Consider the following 18640-nt stretch of genomic DNA (forward strand, 5'->3'; position numbering starts at 1 on the left):
ACTCCATTGAAAAAAGGGGGAAGAGGATCAGACGGCCCAGCAGCCGCAGCCCAGTGCACCCCAGAAGCTTTGGGGATCACCGGCCGGAACGCTGGCGCCAAGGGCGGCGGCATGGTCATGGCCATGGACCGCGCAGGAGGAATGACAGGCGCAGGCCGATGCCAGTTTCGCGCGGGCCTCGCGGGTCTTGTGGTATCCGCCAAAGGTGGCGACCGGCGACCAGTCGGGCATCGCGCGGGGCAGGGCGGGGGCCAGCGGCTCATATTTACCCTCGCCATGCACCACCTTGCCGCCCAGCAGGGTCAGGACAGAGCGGATATGGACGATTTCATGTTCGGGCACGGTGAAATAATCGTCGGACAGGATGGCAAGATCGGCCAGTTGGCCCGCCTTGATCTGGCCCTTCTTGCCCACTTCATTGGAAAACCACGTGTTTTCATGGGTCCACATGGCCAGAGCCTTGTCGCGCGAAACGCGGTTGGCCGAAGGATAGAGCCGCAATCCGCCCAACGTGCGCCCCGTGACCAGCCATGACAGCGAGACCCACGGATTATAGCTGGCGACGCGGGTGGCGTCGGTGCCGGCGCCCACCGGGATGCCGGCCGCGATCATCTTGTTGATCGGAGGCGTGCGTTCGGCGGCTTTTGCGCCATATTGCTCGACGAAATATTCGCCCTGAAACGCCATGCGGTGCTGGACCGCGATGCCGCCGCCAAGGGCCGCGATGCGGTCAATGTTGCGGTCGCTGATGGTTTCGGCATGGTCAAAGAACCAGTTGATGCCGGTCAGCGGAATATCGCGGTTCACCTTTTCATAGACATCGAGCGCGCGGCTGATCGTCTGGTCATAGGTGGCGTGCAGGCGCCATGGCCAGCGGTGTTCGGCCAAGAGGCGAATGACGGGTTCAAGGTCGCCCTCCATGCTGGGGGGCATGTCGGGGCGGGGCGCGCGGAAATCTTCAAAATCGGCGGCGGAATAGACCAGCATTTCGCCCGCACCATTATGGCGATAGGTGTCATCGCCTTGGCCCGGCGTCACCTGTTTCACCCAGCCGGAGAAATCGGCCAGTTCCTCTTTCGGCTTTTGCGTGAAGAGGTTATAGCTGATGCGGACGGTCAGTTGGTCGTCCTGATGCAGCTTTTCGATGATTTCGTAATCGTCGGGATAATTCTGCGACCCGCCGCCCGCGTCGATCACGCCCGTTACGCCCAAGGCATTGACATCACGCATGAAATGGCGGGTGGAGTTGAGCTGGTACTCCTGCGGCAGCTTCGGCCCCTTGGCCAGCGTCGAATAGAGGATCGTCGCATTGGGCTGGGCCAGCAAGAGCCCGGTGGGGTTGCCCATGCTGTCGCGGACAATCTCGCCGCCTGGAGGGTTGGGCGTGTCCTTGGTATAGCCCACCACCCGCAGCGCGGCGGCATTGAGCAGCGCGCGGTCATAGAGGTGCAGGATGAACACCGGCGTATCGGGCGCCACGGCGTTCAGCTCGGCCAGCGTGGGCAGGCGCTTTTCGGCAAACTGGTGCTCGGTGAAACCGCCCACCACGCGCACCCATTGCGGGGCGGGGGTGCGGTCAACCTGAGCTTTCAGCATCGCCATCGCTTCCGAGAGCGAGGGCACGCCGTCCCAGCGCAGCTCCATGTTGAAATTCAGCCCGCCCCGGATGATGTGCATATGGCTGTCGATCAGGCCGGGGATCACGCGGCGGCGGCCCGCATCGATCACCTGCGCATCGGGCAGGACGGCGGCGCGCACATCCTTTTCGCTGCCCACGGCCAGGAATTTGCCGTCGCGGATGGCGATGGCTTCGGCCTCGGGGTTTTCGCGGTCAAGGGTGGAAACCTTGGCGTTGGTGATGATCAGGTCGGCCATGGGGGAAGGCTCCGGTTGGGGGAAAGGGATTAGTTTTTGTCAGGGTTTCCGGGCAATTGGCCCAGCACATGATCGGCGCAATTGCCGCGGATATAACAGGCGACATCCTGTCCCTGAATCGCGCGGCGGGCAATCGGCACCAGTTGTTCGCCGGCCAGAATGCCCAGCAGGCCCACCAGCGCGATGATCGGCGGCGCTGGCGAACGCACGCCCAGCAGGCTGTAGATCACGCCCACCAGCAATCCGGCGCCCAGCGAGAGGAGATAAAGTTTCATCGGGGGAGCTCCTGAACCAAGGAGGAAAAGTCGGGACCGGCCTGCGTCTTGGGGGGATTGGGCGGAGTGCGCCGCAGGCCGGTCCCGGTCGGCTTAGTGTCCGCCTTCGGACGCGCCGAACATCGTCTTGGCATAGGTGATGCCCAGGCCATAGGCGCCGCCCCACTGGCGGGCGATGCCGGTGGTGCTGTCATAGGTTTCGGCCCGCGCCCAGTCGCGCTGAAGCTCAAGCATATATTGCAGCGAGGTCATCGGCTTGGCGCCAAGCTGGATCATGCGCTGGACGGCGCGTTCATGGGCCTCGGCCGAAATGTCGCCGCAGGCGTCGGCGATGAAATAGACGTCAAAACCCTGATCGATGGCCGATGCCACCGGACCGACGATGCAGACGCTGGTCCAAAGCCCTGCAAAGATGATGCGCTCCTTGCCGATGCGGTTCACTTCCTCAATCACGGCGGCGTCTTCCCAGGTGTTCATGCTGGTGCGGTCGAGCAGCGGCTGGCCGGGAAAGGCATCGGTGATTTCGTTGAACATCGGGCCGGAAAAGCTCTTTTCGGCCACCGTGGTCAGGATGGTGGAGACGCCAAACGAGGCGGCGGCATTGGCGACCAGCGCGGCATTGCTGCGCAGCACTTCGGTGGCGATGGACTTGGTGGCAAAGGCCATCTGCGATTGGAAGTCGATCAGGACCAGCGTGTGATCCTTGGGCGAAATCAGGCTCTTGCCGGGGGTCGGGGTGGCGGTGATGGTCATCGGGGGATCCTTTGTTGGGCCAGCATCGTTGCTGTGAGGGCAAGTTATGCCGGTCGATGAATTCAGGTAAGTGAGATAAGATCGGACGGTTTGTTCGATTTTTTCGAATGAACGGCCCTGCCGCCACAAAGGCATGCAAGGTCGAACGCGGCGCAGACTAGGGGCAGCCGCCGGTTTGCGTCTTGCACAGGCTTGACGTGATTGGGCGCTGGATGACGCCGCGCGGCCTCAGATTTCGATCAGGCCCCGCTTGGCCGCAATGGTCACCGCATGGGTGCGGTCGGCCGCGCCCAGCTTGGCAAAGGCCTGTTTCATATGGCCTTTGACGGTCTCCTCCGACAGGCCGATGCGCGCGGCGATCTGCTTGTTCGAATTGCCCGCCGCCGCCAGTGTCAGCACCGCCAGTTCGCGCTCGGTCAGATCATCGTCCAGCACATGCAGCGCAATGGCGGTCGCCACCTGCGCGTCCAGATGCTTGCCGCCGTTGAACACCGAACGAATCGCATCGAGCAGTTCCTTGCGCAGGCTGGCCTTGAGCAGATAGCCCATGGCGCCCGCGCGCAGGGCCTTGATCGCGCGCCCGTCGCCCGAAAAGGTGGTCAGCACGATGATGCGCGCGCCCGGATCGCCGCGGCGAATCGCCTCGATGGCCTCCACCCCAGACATGTCGGGCATCTGCAGGTCCATCAGCACCACATCGGGCCGCAGCCGCTCATAGAGCGCGATGGCCTGCGCGCCATCCTCGGCCTCGCCCGCGATGGTGATGTCGGGCTGGGTGCCGATCACCGCGCGCACGCCTTCGCGCAGCAGCAGGTGATCATCCACCAGCATCACCGAGATCGGCGGACGCGCGGCGCGCGGGGCGTAAAGCCCGTCTGGAGCATGGAATGGCATGGTCTGGCCGTTAACCCTGGTGATCCTGCTTGCAACAATGGCGCGATGCGCCTCATTCCGGGGAATGCCATGTTGCCAGAGCATTTTCCAGCGCGGCGGCGGTGCGCTGGGCCTGACCGTTGCGAATGTCGAAAATCCATTCGATGGGGCGGGGCGGGGTTTCCAGCCCGTCCAGCGCCAGAAGCGCGCCGCGCATCATCGCCGCCGCAATCTCCTCGATTCCCTCCTCGGCAATATCCAGCCCGTTCCAGCCGAGCAGACAGGCCACCTTGCGCGCATGGGTGCAAAGCGTGCTGCGCATCGCCTGGCGGGTCAGCCGCCCGATCCGCAACGGATCGCCCGCCAGACCAGCGCCCAGCCCGATCAGCATCAGCGAGCGCGCCCCGATCGGCGCGGGCGGCGCCCAGAGCGTCAGTTCCTCGCCCGCCATGCCGGTAAAGATCCCGCCCGCGCGCAGCCGCCCCAGCGTGCCGTGCAGCGCGCGGTCGACCTGTTCGGCCCCGCTGCGCCCTCCATCCTTTTCCTGCATTCCCACGATCAGCAGATCGACCGGGGCCTCAATCGCGATCTGGGCGGCGACAAAGCGCACATGCCGGTATTGGCCCAGCGGGCGCGGCGGTATCGGGGGCATCGAGGATCTCCGCTCCGGTTTCAGATCTCGCCCTGCCAGTGGCGGCGCCATTGCATCGGCGTGGTGCCGGTGGTGCGGCGGAACAGGCGGGTCAGATGGGCCTGATCGGTCAGACCGCAGGCAATGGCGATCTGCGAGAGCGTTTCGCGGCTTTGCACCATCAGGATCTGGGCGCGGCGGATCCGCTGGCGCATGATGAAGCCATGGGGCGTTTCGCCCATGCTGGCCTTGAACGCGCGGCAGAAATGGCCGGTGGACAGCCGCGTCACTCCGGCCAGTTCCTCGGTCGAAAGCGTCTTGTCCAGATGGCTTTCGACATAGGCCAGCACCTTTTGCATCTGCCATGCCGCCAGCCCGCCCTTGACCGGGGCAGGGGGCGGGGCGGGCCTTTCGGCCAGATAGATCGGGCCGGAAGGGGCAGGCGCGAAAAGCGCCGAAATCCGCTCCAGATAATGGCGGGCCATATGCACGTCTTCGTCCAGAAACCGCCGCGCGCCCTCGATCAGTTCGGGGATGCGGGCGATTTCGGCAAGAGGCGGTGTGCGGGCCAATGTCGGGGTCATTTTCGCCGGATCCTGTGCTTGCTGTCGATGCCCAACATGGCACAGGGCGCCCGCGCGCCAAGCCCGATCCGGGGGAGGAAATTCCCCCCAAAAGAGGCTTGCGTCAGATATCGGGCAAATCGTCCGCCCCGTTTTCGGCCGTATTTACAAATTGTTCGATCAGCCAGGCCGCCGCCGGACCGGGGGGTGTGTCGCGCCGCCAGATCCCGGCAAAGCGATAGGTGCCGCCCGGATGATCGGGCATCACTAGGCGGCTGAGCGTGCCGGTGGTCAGATCGTCCTCGATCATCGGCAGGGGCATGTTGCCCCACCCGATCCCTTCGCGCAGCAGCGCATGTTTGGCGCCAAGATCGGCCAGACGCCATGTGCGCGGCGACAGCACCGAGAAATCCTGCCCCTCGGTAAAGCGCGAACGGTCGGTCAGCACGAGCTGGATATAATCACGCCCAGCGCCGGGGGGGATCGGGTCCATCTGCGCCAGCGGATGATCGGGCGCGGCCACCGGCACCATGGGCACCGATCCGGCATTGACGCTTTCCAGCCCCTCGACCCCGGCGAACAGCGGGCCCGACAGGCCGATCACCGCCTTGCCGTCCAGCACCAGCGCCGTGATCGCGCCCAGCGCCTCGACATGCAGGCGCAATTGCACGGTGGGAAATTGCGCGCGAAAGGCCCGCAGGATGCGCCCCAGCCGGTCCGTGGGCAGCATCACGTCCACCGCCAGATCGACCTCGGCCTCCAGCCCGTCGAGCAGCCCTTTGACCTTGGCGCGCAGGGCGTCGATGCCCTGCGCCACCCCGCGCGCCTCGGAGAGCAGCGCCCGCCCGGCCACGGTCAGTGTCGGTTTGCGCGTGCCCTCGCGGTCGAACAGGGTCAGGCCAAGCTGCGCCTCCAGATTGGCGATGCCATAGGAGATAACCGAGACCGCGCGGTTGAGCTTGCGCGCGGCGGCGGCAAAGCTGCCGGTGTCCACGATGGTGAGGAAAATGCGCAACTGGTCAAAGGTCGGCGTGCCCGGATTGTTCATGCGCGAATCTCGCTTTTCCATTTTCTCGAACGTTACCGATCATTTTATCCCTCTGATCAGAACAGGTCGCAAGGGCTAAATCGGTTTTCAGCAAGGGCGCTCCCCCGATACGCCCCACAGGAGATAACCCATGATCGAACATCGTCCCTTTGAAACCCTTGGCGCGGCCAACCATGGCTGGCTGGACGCGCACCACCACTTTTCCTTTGCCGAATATCACGATCCGGCCCGCGTCCACTGGGGCAACCTGCGCGTGTGGAACGATGACACGATTGCGCCCGGCACCGGTTTTCCGCCGCACCCCCACCGCGACATGGAAATCATCACCTATGTCCGCGAAGGCGCGATCACCCATCAGGACAATCTGGGCAACAAGGGCCGCACCGAGGCCGGCGACGTCCAGGTGATGAGCGCAGGCACCGGCATCCGCCATTCGGAATATAACCTTGAGGATATCACGACCAGGATCTTCCAGATCTGGATCATCCCCACCCATCAGGGCGATGCGCCGCAATGGGGCGCCAAGCCTTTCCCCAAGGGCGAACGTTCGGGCCATTTCGTAACGCTGGCCAGCGGCTATGCCGAAGACGCTGACGCTCTGCCGATCCGCACCAATGCCCGCGTGGTGGGCGCCACTTTGAAGGCCGGTGAAACTGCGGAATATCCGCTGGGCGGAAACCGCAAGGCCTATCTGGTGCCCGCCATTGGCGCGGTGCGGATTGAGGACCAGACGATCAAGGCCCGCGACGGCGTGGCGATCAGCGATGTCGAAGTGCTGCGCGTCACGGCCATCGAGGACAGCGAGATCGTTCTGGTCGACGCGGCCTGATGCCGGATCAGGGCGGGGTTTCGGCCCCGCCCCACTGGCCGGAAACACGGCCTGAATATCTCCGAATTATCCAAAATCGCATGCGGATCGCCAAGCGAGGGCGAGCCATACCTGTCACTTTCCCCGTCATTCCCTTTCCATCTTCCTTCCCCCGAGGTGTATCATGACCCAAGCTGCTCAGGATCTTTCCCGCCGTCATCTGCTCACCACCGTCGGCGCCGTGGCCGGCACCGCCGCGCTGGTCAGCCAGACCCCCACGCTGGCCGCTGTCCCGACCAAGGCGGCCAACAGCGCGCGCGTTGGCGATGGCTATGTGACCACGCCCGATGGCGCGCGGCTCTATTACAAGGACTGGGGCACCGGACAGCCCATCGTCTTTCACCATGGCTGGCCGCTGACGGCGGACGATTGGGATGCGCAGATGATGTTCTTCCTCGAACAGGGCTTTCGCGTGATCGCTTTTGACCGGCGCGGCCATGGCCGCTCCAGCCAGACGATGGACGGCAATGACATGGACACCTATGCCCGCGACACCGCCGTTCTGGTACGCCATCTGGACCTGCATGATGCGGTGCATATCGGCCATTCGACCGGCGGCGGCGTGGTGGCGGCCTATGTGGCCCGCTATGGCGAAGGGCGCGTGGCCAAGGCGGTGCTGGTGGGCGCGGTGCCGCCGATCATGCTCAAGACCGCGGCCTATCCGGGTGGCTTGCCGATGTCGGTGTTCGACGGCTTCCGCAAGGCGCTGGTGGACAACCGGGCGGATTTCTTCTGGAATGTGCCGGTGCCCTTTTACGGCTTCAACCGCCCGGGCCAGAGCGTGAATGAGGCGATCCGTCAGAATTGGTGGCGCCAGGGCATGATGGGCGGCGCCAAGGCCCAGTATGACAGCATCAAGGCCTTTTCCGAAACCGACCAGACCGAGGATCTGAAGGCGATCAGCGTGCCGGTGCTGATCCAGCATGGCGATGATGACCAGATCGTGCCGGTGGCCGCATCGGCCCATTTGCAGGCCAAGCTGATCCGCAACAACACGCTCAAGATCTATCCCGGCTATCCCCACGGCATGTTGACCACCCATGCCGATGTGCTGAACCGCGATATTCTGGCCTTTATCAAGGGTTGATGGCGGGTTGATCGGGCGGCGGCATGGGTTCATGCCGCCGCCCTTTCGCGTTTCAGCGATCCGCCCAACTGGGGCGGGCCATCTGCAACAGATCGGTGCTGCGCGTGTACCAGCCTGCGCCATGCATACGCGCGATGAGATTCATCGCCAGCGTATCGACATGCAATTTCTGCGCATCGACAAACCGGTCCTGAATGTGAAAGCGCAACACTTCGCCCAGCACGATGGTCGATTGGCCTGCGTCCATACTGTTATACAGGCGGCATTCCATGCTGACCGGAGCGGTGGCGATGCGGGGCGGGGCGATGGCGGTGGAGGGCGCGGTTTCGATGCTCGCCAGTGCGATTTCATCCTCGCACGGCGGGGCGTCGATGCAGGTCAGGTTCATGGCCTCCGCATCATGCTCGGCCACAAGGTTGACGACAAATTCGCCCGTTTCCAATATATTGGCCGCGCTGTCCTTATAGGTGCCGTCCGGGCGGCGCATCAGCCCGATGGCGAGGAGCGGCGGCTCGGCGCTCATCATCGCAAAGAAGCTGTAGGGCGCGGCATTGCGCGCGCCCTGTGCCGATTGCGATGTGATCCACGCGATGGGGCGCGGGGTGATCGAGGCGGCCATCAGCTTATAACGGTCTGGCCCGGCCACTTGCGAAAAGTCGAACTCCATCAGCCTTCGTCTCCGATGCGGGCGACGGGGCGCTTGGGGGCGACATCGACCTTCAACTGAAACACATCCGGGCGGGCGTAATGACCGGCCACGTCGAAATCATATTTGCCACGGATCACTTCGGCCGGATCGATCTGCGCATACAGGATCGTTTCGCCCGCATAATCCGGCCCGGCCAGCACATTGCCCAGCGGATCGACGATCATCGACCCGCCGCGCATCAGCACCGTTTCCGGATCGTCGCCCAGCGCGCAGTCATAGTCCGCCGGATAGGCCCCGCGCGTGATATGCTGACAGGCCGAAAGCACGAAGCAGCGGCCCTCCAGCGCGATATGGCGCATCGTGCTGGCCCAGCCGTCGCGGTCATCGGCGGTGGGGGCGCAATAGAGCGTGACGCCTTGGTCATACATCGCCATGCGCAGCATCGGCATATAGTTTTCCCAGCAGATCACAGCCCCGATCCGCCCCAGTGGCGTGTCGATGACCGGCATGGTCGAACCATCGCCAAAGCCCCAGATCAACCGCTCCGCGCCGGTCGGCATCAGCTTGCGGTGCTTGGCAATCAGGCCCTTTTCACCATCGAAGAACAGCGCGGTGCAATAGACCGTGGCCCCATCGCGCTCGATCACGCCCATCACGACAAAGGCGCCGGTGGCGGCGGTGGCCTCGGCAATCGTGGCCACTTCGGGGCCGTTCAGGTCGATGGCGGCCTCATGATAGGCGCGGAAATCCTCGCGTCCCTGGGGCTTGCGCATGCCCACCGGCGTGCCGAAGGACGCGCCCTTGGGATAGCCGCCCAGGAATGCCTCGGGAAACACGATGATCTTCGCGCCTTTCGCGCTGGCCTGCGCGATCAGCCCTGCGGCCTTGGCGGCGGCGCCCATCGAGTCGGTGGGCAGGGATGCGGCCTGAACGACAGCGGCGGTGAAGGCTTGCGTCATGATTTTCCTCAGCTTTTGCACGAGTGAGAGGGGAAAGCCGGAGAGAGGCTGAAAGGTAATTTACTTGCATTTGACAGTTTCGCCAAGATATTTTAAACCTATACTATCACGCAGCCCAACGTCCTTCAGGAGCCTGCCCATGGCCAGCACATATGACCAGTACCGCGAAGAGATCATCGGTCGCGCCAATGTTGCCGATACGCCCGAGCTTGTCGCCTATTATCAGCGATTGCAATCGCTTGGTACAGGAGCGCTGTGGACGGTGGCCAACAAGATCGAGCCGTGGGAACCGGCCTCGACTTCGGTGCCCTATCTGTGGCGGTACAAGGACCTGCGCGAGGACGTGCTGCGCTCGCTCGAACTGGTGACGCCCGAGCAGGCGGGACGGCGCGTGGTCTATCTGGAAAATCCGGGACGGGCCGATGTGGTGGCGGCCGTGGGCTGGCTCTATTCCGGCCTGCAAGTGATGGGGCCGGGCGAATGCGCGTCGAGCCACCGCCATTCGGCCTCGGCGCTGCGCTTCATCATGGAGGGCAGCGGCGCCTTCACCAATGTCGACGGGCACAAGATGACGCTGGGCGCCAATGACTTTGTGCTGACCCCCAATGGCACCTGGCATGAGCATGGCGTGTCGGAGGATGGCACGGTCTGCATTTGGCAGGACGGGCTGGATATTCCGCTGATGAACGCGCTGGACGCCAATTTTTACGAGGTCCACCCCGAGCTTCAGCAGGCGATTTCCTTCCCGGTCAATGACTCGCTGGGCATGTGGGCGGGCTCGGCGCTGCGCGCCGCCGGGGTGCAATGGGCCAGGCCCTATTCGCCGCTGCTCAAATATGAATGGGGGCCGACCTATGAGGCGCTGCTGCGCTATGCCGCCGTGTCGGAAGGCTCGCCCTATGACGGGCTGCTGATGGAATATGTGAACCCGCATACGGGCGGGCCGGTGATGCCGACCATCGGCGCCTCGATGCAGATGCTGCGCGCAGGCCAGCACACCAAGGCCCACCGCCACACCGGCAGCTTCGTCTATCAATGCGCCAAGGGGCGCGGCTATTCGATCATCAATGGCCAGCGCTTCGATTGGCAGGAGCGCGACATTTTCGTCGTGCCAAGCTGGTGCTGGCATGAACATGTCAATCTGTCCGACACGGATGACGCCTGCCTGTTCACCTTCAACGATCTGCCGGTGATGCGCTCTTTGGGCATCTATCGCGAAGAAGCCTTTGGCGAAAACCACGGCCACCAGCCCGTTCTCGCCTGAATTCCTCTCCTGACACCTCAAGGAATAGCTGATGCGTCTTGTTACCTATCGTTCTCACGTCGAGGCCGAAGCGCGCCTTGGCGCTCTGGTCGGGGATCTGGTCCTCGATCTGGAAATGTTCGGCGAGGAATGCGGCGTGCCGCTGCCCTCGACCATGCTGGAATTCATCGACCTTGGCCCGCAGGCCGTGGCGATCACCAGCAAGCTGATTAACGAGGCCGAGGGCGTTTTTCCCATCGGCACCGCCCAACCCGTCGCCAATGTCAAATTGCTGGCCCCGATCCCGCGCCCGCGCAAGAACATCTTCGGTATTGGCCTGAATTACACCGAACACGTGGCCGAAAGCGCCAAGTCGCTCGACACCTCGCCCGAATTGCCGCGTCAGCCGGTGATCTTCTCCAAGCCGCCGACGTCCGTGATCGGCCCGGATGACGCCATCGTCCATAATGCCGCCATCACCCAGCAGCTTGACTGGGAGGTCGAACTGGCCGCGATCATCGGCACGCGGGCCAAGGGCGTCTCGCGCGACAAGGCGCTGAACTATGTGTTCGGCTATACCGTCTGCATCGACATGAGCGCGCGCGATTGCCGCCGTGCGGGCCAGTGGATTTACTCCAAGGGCCAGGACACGTTTGCGCCCATGGGCCCTTGCGTTGTCACCGCCGATGAAATCCCCGATCCCCAGACGCTCGACCTGTGGCTGACCGTCAATGGCGTGGAAAAGCAGCGCAGCAATACCGCCTATATGCTTTTCAAGGTCGATGAACTGGTGGCCGACATTTCGCAGGGCATCACGCTGGAGCCGGGCGACATCATCGCCACGGGCACGCCCGCCGGCGTTGGCGCGGGCATGGACCCGCAGGAATGGGTCTGGCCGGGCGACATCATCGTGGCCACGGTCGAAGGCATAGGCACGCTGCGCCATCCGGTCGTGGCGGGCTGAGGCAAAGATTTCCTCTCCCGACTGGAGGGCCGTGCAGACGGCCCCCTTTTTTATTGCGCGCGGATCGATGTCTTGAGCTGATCGAGCAGGGCGAGCAGTTGCGCCTGATGGTCGCCGGGAAAGCAGGACAGCGCCTCATGCACCCAGCGGCTGTGCGCATCGGCCAGCGTCTTGAAATAGGCGCGGCCCGCCCCGGTCATGCTGACAATCGCGGCGCGGCGGTCATTGGGGTCGGGGCGGGAATCGATCAGGCCCTGTTCGCTCAATTGCCGCACGATCGAGGTCACATTGCCGTTGGACACCAGCAGCGCGCGCGAAATCTCGCCCATGGTCAGCCCGTCGGGCGCGCGATCCAGCGCCGCCAGCACATCAAACCGGGGCAGGGTGGTGTCGAACTGTTCCTGAAAATTGCGACGCAGCTGTTTTTCCACCAGCTTGGCGCAATCGAGCAGGCGGATCCACACCCGCAGCTCCAGCCGCCTTTCCGCTCCGTCGTCCATCAAACCCTCATCATGGCAAACGGCCCGCCCGGTGGGGGCGAGCCGTCCTGTCGCGTTTAGGTGGCATGGAGCCGGGCGGCAAGTCCGTTCAGACGAGATAGGCCTGCATCCCATCGCGCAAGGTTTCGGGCCAGGGCATCGATTGCCGCGCGCCCAGATCCATGCAGACCAGCACCACCAATGCCTTCAAACGGACCTGTCCTTCGCAGGCAAAACTGATCGCCAACTGGCAACTGCTCTTGCCCAGCTTCGTGATCTCCAGCGACAGGTCGAGGCTCTCGCCCAACTCGCTGGGCGCGATGAAATCCACCTCCAGCCGGACCGTGGGCACGCCCATTTTGCCTTCCATATGGATCAGCTTGAAGGGGAAACCCAAGGAGGCGAACCAGTCCTCGACCAGCGCGTTGAGCATTTCGAAATAGCGCGGGTAAAAGACGATCCCGGCCGGATCGACATCGGCAAAACGCACCGGCAGGGTCAGGTTGAAAGGCATTCGTCGTCTCCTTACGCGCGGGCTGCGGTATCGCGGGCCTGCCCGGCTAGTTGCCGCGCCTGCGCCTGGCCAAGGGCATAGGGGGCGGGGACGAATTGCCCTTCCTCGCCCGCCTGCGCCGCCGCGCGCAAGGTCCATGACGGATCGACCAGATGGGGCCGCCCCACCGCCACCAGATCGGCGCGGCCCGCCATCAGGATCGAGTTGATCTGATCGGGCTGGGTGATGTTGCCCACGGCCATGGTAGGCATATGGGCCTCGTTGCGGATTTGGTCGGCAAAGGGGGTCTGGAACATGCGGCCGTAGGTGGGGCGGGCGCGCGGTGCGGTTTCCCCCGCCGATACGTCGATGATGTCCACGCCCACGGCCTTGAAGGCTTCGGCAATGGCCACAGCCTCGGCAGGGGTCACGCCCGCCGCGCCCACCCAGTCGTTGGCCGAGATGCGCACCGCCATCGGCTTGCCCGCGGGCCATGTTGCGCGGACGGCGGCGGCCACGCGCAGCGGGAAGCGCAGGCGGTTTTCCAGCGAACCGCCATACGCGTCTTCGCGCTTGTTCATCACCGGGGTGATAAAGCTGGAGAGCAGGAAGCCATGCCCCGCCTGAAGCTCGATCATGTCAAAACCGGCGGCATCGGCGCGGCGCGCGGCGGCGGTGAAGTCGGCAAGGATGCGCTCCATGTCGGCCTCGCTCAGGGCGGCGGGCGTCAGGCCGCCCTCGCGCCATGGCTGCGCGCTGGCTGAAAGGATCGGCCAGGGATCGGCGAGCGGCACGTCATAGCCTTCATGCCCCGGACGGCACGAGGCCCGCGCGCCCGCATGGCCCAGTTGGGCGCAGGTCTTGGTGGCGGTGTGCTGATGGGCAAAGGCGTTGATCGCGCGCCAGCGGTCGATCTGGCCATCCTCCCATAGGCCGGGGCAGGCCGAGGTGGCGCGCCCCTCGGGCGAGACGGCCAGCATTTCGGTGATGACAAGGCCAGCCCCGCCCAGCGCGCGGGCGCCGTAATGCACCTCGTGGAACATGGTCGCATGGCCGTCCGGTTCCGCGCTGTAGGTCAGCATCGGGGGCACCACCACGCGATTGGCCAGCGTCAGATCGCGCAGGGCAAAGGGCGTGAACATCGGCTGGACCGGGGTGTTGCGCCCCTCATTGCCCGCCCAGAACCAGCGTTCGAGGCTTTCCAGCCATGCCTTGTCGCGCAGGCGCAGGTTTTCATGGGCCACGCGCTGCGAACGGGTCATCAGCGAATAGGCAAATTGCGGCAGGTCGAAATCGAGATAGCGGTCGAGCGTCTCGAACCAATCGGTCGAATTGCGCGCGCTGTTCTGGATTTTAAGCACCTCGACATGGCGCTCGGCCTCATATTCGGCCAGAGCCTCGCGCAGATTGGCCGGATCGGCCATGCCGGGACGGCTGAGCACCTGCGCCAGCTTGATGGCATCCTCCAGCGCCAGTTTCGTGCCCGAACCGATCGAGAAATGCGCGGTATGGGCCGCATCGCCCAGCAGCACGACATTGTCGAAGGACCATTTCTCGCACAGGATGCGGCGGAAATTGATCCATGCCGCCGAGCCGCGCAAATGGCCCGCATTGGTGATGAGCGCATGGCCGTCGAGATGGCGGGCAAACAGCTTTTCACAAAAGGCGATGCTCTCGTTCTGCTCCATCTTGTCGAGGCCCAGCCCTTCCCAAGTTTCGGGCGAGCATTCGACGATGAAGGTCGAATGGGTGGCGTCGAACTTATAGGCATGGGCCCAGACCCAGCCATGCTCGGTCTTTTCGAACAGGAAGGCGAAGGCGTCGAACAGGCGCGTCGTGCCCAGCCAGCAGAACTTGTTGCGGCGGGTTTGAATATCGACGCCGAATTTGTCCTCGTTTTGCGTGCGGATCGCGCTGTTGATGCCATCGGCCGCCACGATCAGGTCATAATCGCCATAGGTCGACAGATCAGCGGAAAATTCGCTTTCGAAATGCACCCGGACGCCCAGCTCCAGCGCCCGCGCCGTCAGGATTTGCAGCAGGCGTTTGCGCCCGATGCCGATAAAGCCATGCCCCGATGAGGTGATCTCGGCATCGCCCATCGCCACGGTGATATCGTCCCAATGGGCGAAATTATCCGCGATGATGGCCGCACTGACGGGATCATTGGCTGTCAGGTTCTCGACCGTCTGATCGGAAAAGACCACGCCCCAGCCGAATGTGTCGCCCGCGCGATTGCGTTCGAAAACGTCAATCTGGTGCGAGGGATCGCGCAATTTCATCGAAATGGCAAAATAAAGACCGGCGGGACCGCCGCCCAGACAGGCAACACGCATCATACACCTCCAAATATGCTTTAGGTTTAAAACATATTGGTTGCATGTGCAAGTTGATTCGGTTGCCCCCGCGCTTACTCCAGATTGTCGTGCAGACGCCCCAGCAAATCGAGCAATTGGGCAAATTCGCTCGCGCTGATTCCCCGAATGACCTTGTGATAGACCGGCGAGGTCGCCTCGCGCGCGGCCACCAGTTTCTCGCGCCCCAGATCGCTCAACAGCAATTCGGTGACGCGACCGTCGGTTTCGCTGGGCTGGGTGGTGATCAATCCGGCCTTGGTCATGCGTTCGACAATGCGCATCATCGTTGAAATGTTGATGACCGCCGATTTGGCAACCTGCGCGATGGGCAAAGGCTCATGTTCGCCCAGGATCATCAGCACGCGCCATGTGGGAATGTCGATGCCGATCGGCCGCAATTGCGATTCGATGACCACATTGTACCGGCTCGCCGCGCGGTTCAGCAGATAGAAGGGATAGGCCTCGACCCGGAATTCCTCGGATCCGGGATCGCCAAGCCTGCGTAAATCCTCGCTCATCTGCGTTTTCCTTCATACCCTGCAATTAATACTTGCATCTGCAAGTTTATCCGATAGCCTTCGCGCTACATCCTCTGTGGGAGCCTTTATGTCCACACTCAACATGCTTGCTCAATCCCTTGCCTCGGGCGCGGTGCGGGTTGTCGATCTCACCCAGACGCTTTCGGAAGATACGCCGCTGCTGGTTCTGCCCGACCCCTTCGGGCAAACGGCGGCTTTCTCGCGTCAGGAGATTTCGCGCTATGATGATCGCGGCGTGGCATGGCACTGGAACAATTTTACCGTGGGCGAGCATACGGGCACCCATTTCGACGCGCCGGTGCATTGGGTGACGGGCAAGGATCTGGCCGACAACACGGTCGACCGTCTGCCGGTTCAGCCGCTGATCGCGCCCGCCGTGGTGCTGGATTTTTCGGCGGAATGCGCCGCCGATGCCGATTTCCTGCTGACGGTGGAGCACATTGAGCGCTGGGAATCGCAACATGGCCCGATTCCCGCCGGGTCCTGGGTGCTGCTGCGCACCGATTGGTCAAAGCGCGACGTCGATGCCTATACCAACCGCGCAGCGGACGGGCCGCATACGCCGGGGCCGTCGACGGCCGCGGTTGAGGCGCTGATCGCGCGGGATGTGATCGGTTTTGGCGTGGAAACCATCGGCACCGATGCCGGGCAGGCCTTCGCGCTGACCCCGGCCTATCCGGCGCATACTCTGTTCCACGGCGCGGGCAAATATGGGCTGCAATGCCTTGAAAACCTCGATCAACTGCCCGCGACGGGCGCCATCGTGATCGCCGCCCCGCTCAAAATCCGTGACGGTTCGGGCAGCCCCCTGCGCGTGCTGGCGCTGGTCGAAGGCTGATCCGACATGGCCGAGCGTTCGTTCAAATCCGAAGTCAAGAAGCTGACCGCCGGGGAAGGGGAAGTCTTCACCGGCGAGGGCATTCTGGCCGTCACCAAGGGCCTGCTGCAATCGGGCGTCGCCTATGTCGGCGGCTATCAGGGCTCGCCCATCAGCCATCTGATGGATGTGTTTGCCGATGCCAATGATCTGCTCGCCAGCCTTGGCGTGCATTTCGAGGCCAGCGCTTCGGAAGCGACGGCGGCGGCCATGCTGGCGGCCAGCGTCAATTATCCCCTGCGCGGGGCCGTCACCTGGAAATCGGTGGTGGGCACCAATGTCGCCTCCGATGCTTTGTCCAATGTGGCCTCGGGCGGGGTGAAGGGCGGCGCGCTCATCATCGTGGGCGAGGATTATGGCGAAGGCTCCTCAATCATGCAGGAGCGCACCCATGCCTTTGCCATGAAGAGCCAGATGTGGCTGATCGACCCGCGCCCGAACCTGACCAGCATGGTGGATGCGGTGGAGCAGGGTTTCCGCCTGTCCGAAGCCTCGAACACGCCGGTCATGCTGCAATTGCGGGTGCGTTCGTGCCATATGACCGGCAGCTTTATCGCCAAGGATAATGTCCGCCCGGCCATGACCGTGGGCGAGGCCGCATCAGCCCCGATTCGCGATCTCCAGCGCATCGTGCTGCCCCCGGCCAATTTCCAGCATGAGGTTGAAAAGATCGAGCAGCGCTGGCCCGCCGGCATTGCCTATGTCCGCGACAACAAGCTGAACGAATGGTTTGGGCAGGACAGCGACACGCCGGAAATCGGCATCATCGTTCAGGGCGGCCTGTACAATAACCTCAATCGCGCGATGGAATTGCTGGATCTGGCCGATGCCTATGGCAGCAGCAGGATCGCGGTCTATTGCCTCAACGTTGCCTATCCGCTGATCCCCGAGGAGGTTTCGGCCTTCTGCGCTGGGAAACAGGCTGTGCTGGTGGTCGAGGAAGGCCAGCCTGAATTTATCGAGCATGAGCTGAACACGCTGATCCGCCGCGCCGATCTGCAAACCCGGATTGTCGGCAAGGACATGCTGCCGCGCTCGGGCGAATATTCGGCCGCTGTAATTCGCGATGGTCTGGGCAAATTCCTGCGCGCCCATGCCCCGCATCTCGCCCCGGCGGAGGCCAAGCCCGATCCCCTGCCGCGCGACGTGGCGATGGAAATCCCCCAGCGCCCCGCCGGTTTCTGCACCGGATGCCCGGAGCGTCCGGTGTTTGCCGCGATGAAGCTGGTGGAGAAGGAACTGGGTCCGACCCATGTGTCGGCGGATATCGGCTGCCACCTGTTCTCGATCCTGCCGCCGTTTGACATTGGCAATACGACGATGGGGTATGGATTGGGCGCGGCGGGCGCCTCGGCCTTCAAGCCCAAGGACAAGCGCGCGATTGCCGTGATGGGCGATGGCGGTTTCTGGCACAATGGATTGACCAGCGGCATCGGCAATGCGGTGTTCAACAAGGATGACACCGTCACCCTGATCATCGACAATGGCTATTCGGCGGCGACAGGGGGGCAGGATATCCTTTCCAGCCGCGCCGACAACCCGGTCCGCGTGACCAAAAACCCCATCGCCAAGGCGGTGCAGGGCGTGGGTGCGAAATGGGTGCGGCTGGTCGAGCGGACCTATGACGTGGCGAAAATGCGCGACCTGCTGCGCGAGGCGATGACCAGTTCGGAAAAAGGGCCGAAAGTTATCGTTGCCCAATCGGAATGCATGCTCAACAAACAGCGCCGGGTGAAGCGTGAACAGGGCAAGGTGCTGGCCAATGGCGGGCGCGTGGTGCGTGAACGTTTCGGCGTCGACAGTGACACCTGCACCGGCGATCACGCCTGCATCCGCCTGTCGGGCTGCCCCTCGCTGACCATCAAGTCGAACCCGGACCCCCTGCGCCAGGATCCGGTGACGCATGTCGAAAACAGTTGCGTCGGTTGCGGTCTGTGCGGCGAAAATGCCCATGCCGCGATCCTGTGCCCCAGTTTTTACCGCGCGCGGATCGTCAGCAATCCCACGGGCTGGGAAAAGTTCCGGCAGGGCTGGCGTGCGCGGATCGTCGGCTGGATGCAGGCGCGCGATAATCGCGCCCGCATGGCCCGCGCGTTTTAAAGGACTG

General features: G+C 63.5%; 19 protein-coding genes. 6 read left to right on the forward strand and 13 right to left on the reverse strand.

Annotated features, from left to right (window positions below):
* Positions 1-27: 27 nt before the first annotated feature.
* The 7 genes from BGP00_RS24225 to BGP00_RS24255 all read right to left on the reverse strand — a co-directional run bounded on the left by BGP00_RS24225 (position 28) and on the right by BGP00_RS24255 (position 6018).
* Positions 28-1875 carry an amidohydrolase gene (locus BGP00_RS24225; protein WP_292692141.1) on the reverse strand — a complete coding sequence of 616 codons (1848 nt, stop codon included), beginning with the start codon at positions 1873-1875 and terminating at the stop codon, positions 28-30.
* Positions 1876-1904: 29 nt separating this feature from the next.
* Positions 1905-2150, reverse strand: a complete 246-nt coding sequence (locus BGP00_RS24230; protein WP_168605351.1) for a XapX domain-containing protein — start codon at positions 2148-2150, stop codon at positions 1905-1907.
* Positions 2151-2243: 93 nt separating this feature from the next.
* On the reverse strand, positions 2244-2903 hold the full coding sequence (locus BGP00_RS24235) for a hydrolase (RefSeq protein WP_292692144.1): 660 nt from the start codon (positions 2901-2903) through the stop codon (positions 2244-2246).
* Between the two features lie 228 nt (positions 2904-3131).
* A complete protein-coding gene (locus tag BGP00_RS24240; protein WP_292692146.1) occupies positions 3132-3797 on the reverse strand; it encodes a response regulator transcription factor in 666 nt (221 codons plus the stop codon).
* 52 nt (positions 3798-3849) lie between these two features.
* A complete protein-coding gene (locus BGP00_RS24245) occupies positions 3850-4428 on the reverse strand; it encodes a M17 family peptidase N-terminal domain-containing protein (RefSeq protein ID WP_168605348.1) in 579 nt (192 codons plus the stop codon).
* Between the two features lie 20 nt (positions 4429-4448).
* On the reverse strand, positions 4449-4991 hold the full coding sequence (locus BGP00_RS24250) for an AraC family transcriptional regulator (protein ID WP_292692148.1): 543 nt from the start codon (positions 4989-4991) through the stop codon (positions 4449-4451).
* 103 nt (positions 4992-5094) lie between these two features.
* Positions 5095-6018, reverse strand: coding sequence for a LysR family transcriptional regulator (locus BGP00_RS24255; protein ID WP_292692150.1), 924 nt, complete (start codon positions 6016-6018; stop codon positions 5095-5097).
* A 130-nt stretch (positions 6019-6148) separates the two neighbouring features.
* Between BGP00_RS24255 and BGP00_RS24260 the strand changes: the two genes are divergently transcribed.
* Together BGP00_RS24260 and BGP00_RS24265 are read left to right on the forward strand one after the other, a co-directional pair.
* Entirely contained in the window at positions 6149-6847 is a 699-nt protein-coding gene (locus tag BGP00_RS24260; protein WP_292692152.1) for a pirin family protein, read from the forward strand.
* 163 nt (positions 6848-7010) lie between these two features.
* The gene (locus BGP00_RS24265; RefSeq protein ID WP_168605344.1) at positions 7011-7973 is read left to right on the forward strand and encodes an alpha/beta hydrolase; all 963 of its coding nucleotides are present in this window, start codon (positions 7011-7013) and stop codon (positions 7971-7973) included.
* 52 nt (positions 7974-8025) lie between these two features.
* Here the strand turns inward: BGP00_RS24265 and BGP00_RS24270 are convergent, their stop codons facing one another.
* Both BGP00_RS24270 and BGP00_RS24275 read right to left on the reverse strand, forming a co-directional pair.
* Positions 8026-8640, reverse strand: a complete 615-nt coding sequence (locus BGP00_RS24270; RefSeq protein WP_292692154.1) for a flavin reductase family protein — start codon at positions 8638-8640, stop codon at positions 8026-8028.
* The gene (locus BGP00_RS24275) at positions 8640-9581 is read right to left on the reverse strand and encodes a carbon-nitrogen hydrolase family protein (protein WP_292692155.1); all 942 of its coding nucleotides are present in this window, start codon (positions 9579-9581) and stop codon (positions 8640-8642) included. Before BGP00_RS24275 ends, BGP00_RS24270 begins: the two co-directional genes overlap by 1 nt.
* A 139-nt stretch (positions 9582-9720) precedes the next feature.
* Between BGP00_RS24275 and BGP00_RS24280 the strand changes: the two genes are divergently transcribed.
* Together BGP00_RS24280 and BGP00_RS24285 are read left to right on the forward strand one after the other, a co-directional pair.
* Positions 9721-10845, forward strand: a complete 1125-nt coding sequence (locus tag BGP00_RS24280) for a cupin domain-containing protein (protein ID WP_292692156.1) — start codon at positions 9721-9723, stop codon at positions 10843-10845.
* A gap of 31 nt (positions 10846-10876) precedes the next feature.
* Positions 10877-11788 (forward strand): fumarylacetoacetate hydrolase family protein, encoded by a 912-nt coding sequence (locus BGP00_RS24285; protein ID WP_292692158.1) that lies wholly within the window; start codon positions 10877-10879, stop codon positions 11786-11788.
* A 50-nt stretch (positions 11789-11838) separates the two neighbouring features.
* Here the strand turns inward: BGP00_RS24285 and BGP00_RS24290 are convergent, their stop codons facing one another.
* From BGP00_RS24290 to BGP00_RS24305, 4 genes are all read right to left on the reverse strand, one after another.
* Positions 11839-12288: a MarR family transcriptional regulator gene (locus tag BGP00_RS24290; RefSeq protein ID WP_292692160.1), complete on the reverse strand. Its 450-nt coding sequence runs from the start codon at positions 12286-12288 to the stop codon at positions 11839-11841.
* 88 nt (positions 12289-12376) lie between these two features.
* Positions 12377-12781, reverse strand: coding sequence for a thioesterase family protein (locus BGP00_RS24295; protein ID WP_292692162.1), 405 nt, complete (start codon positions 12779-12781; stop codon positions 12377-12379).
* An 11-nt stretch (positions 12782-12792) separates the two neighbouring features.
* Positions 12793-15099 (reverse strand): bifunctional salicylyl-CoA 5-hydroxylase/oxidoreductase, encoded by a 2307-nt coding sequence (locus BGP00_RS24300; RefSeq protein ID WP_292692164.1) that lies wholly within the window; start codon positions 15097-15099, stop codon positions 12793-12795.
* A gap of 71 nt (positions 15100-15170) precedes the next feature.
* Positions 15171-15635 (reverse strand): MarR family transcriptional regulator, encoded by a 465-nt coding sequence (locus tag BGP00_RS24305; protein ID WP_292692165.1) that lies wholly within the window; start codon positions 15633-15635, stop codon positions 15171-15173.
* Positions 15636-15738: 103 nt separating this feature from the next.
* Between BGP00_RS24305 and BGP00_RS24310 the strand changes: the two genes are divergently transcribed.
* Together BGP00_RS24310 and BGP00_RS24315 are read left to right on the forward strand one after the other, a co-directional pair.
* Positions 15739-16494 (forward strand): cyclase family protein, encoded by a 756-nt coding sequence (locus BGP00_RS24310; RefSeq protein ID WP_292925924.1) that lies wholly within the window; start codon positions 15739-15741, stop codon positions 16492-16494.
* Between the two features lie 6 nt (positions 16495-16500).
* Positions 16501-18633 (forward strand): indolepyruvate ferredoxin oxidoreductase subunit alpha, encoded by a 2133-nt coding sequence (locus BGP00_RS24315; protein WP_292692167.1) that lies wholly within the window; start codon positions 16501-16503, stop codon positions 18631-18633.
* Positions 18634-18640 lie beyond the last annotated feature (7 nt).

This window comes from Novosphingobium sp. 63-713 (genome assembly GCF_001898925.1).
Taxonomy (GTDB): Bacteria; Pseudomonadota; Alphaproteobacteria; order Sphingomonadales; family Sphingomonadaceae; genus Novosphingobium.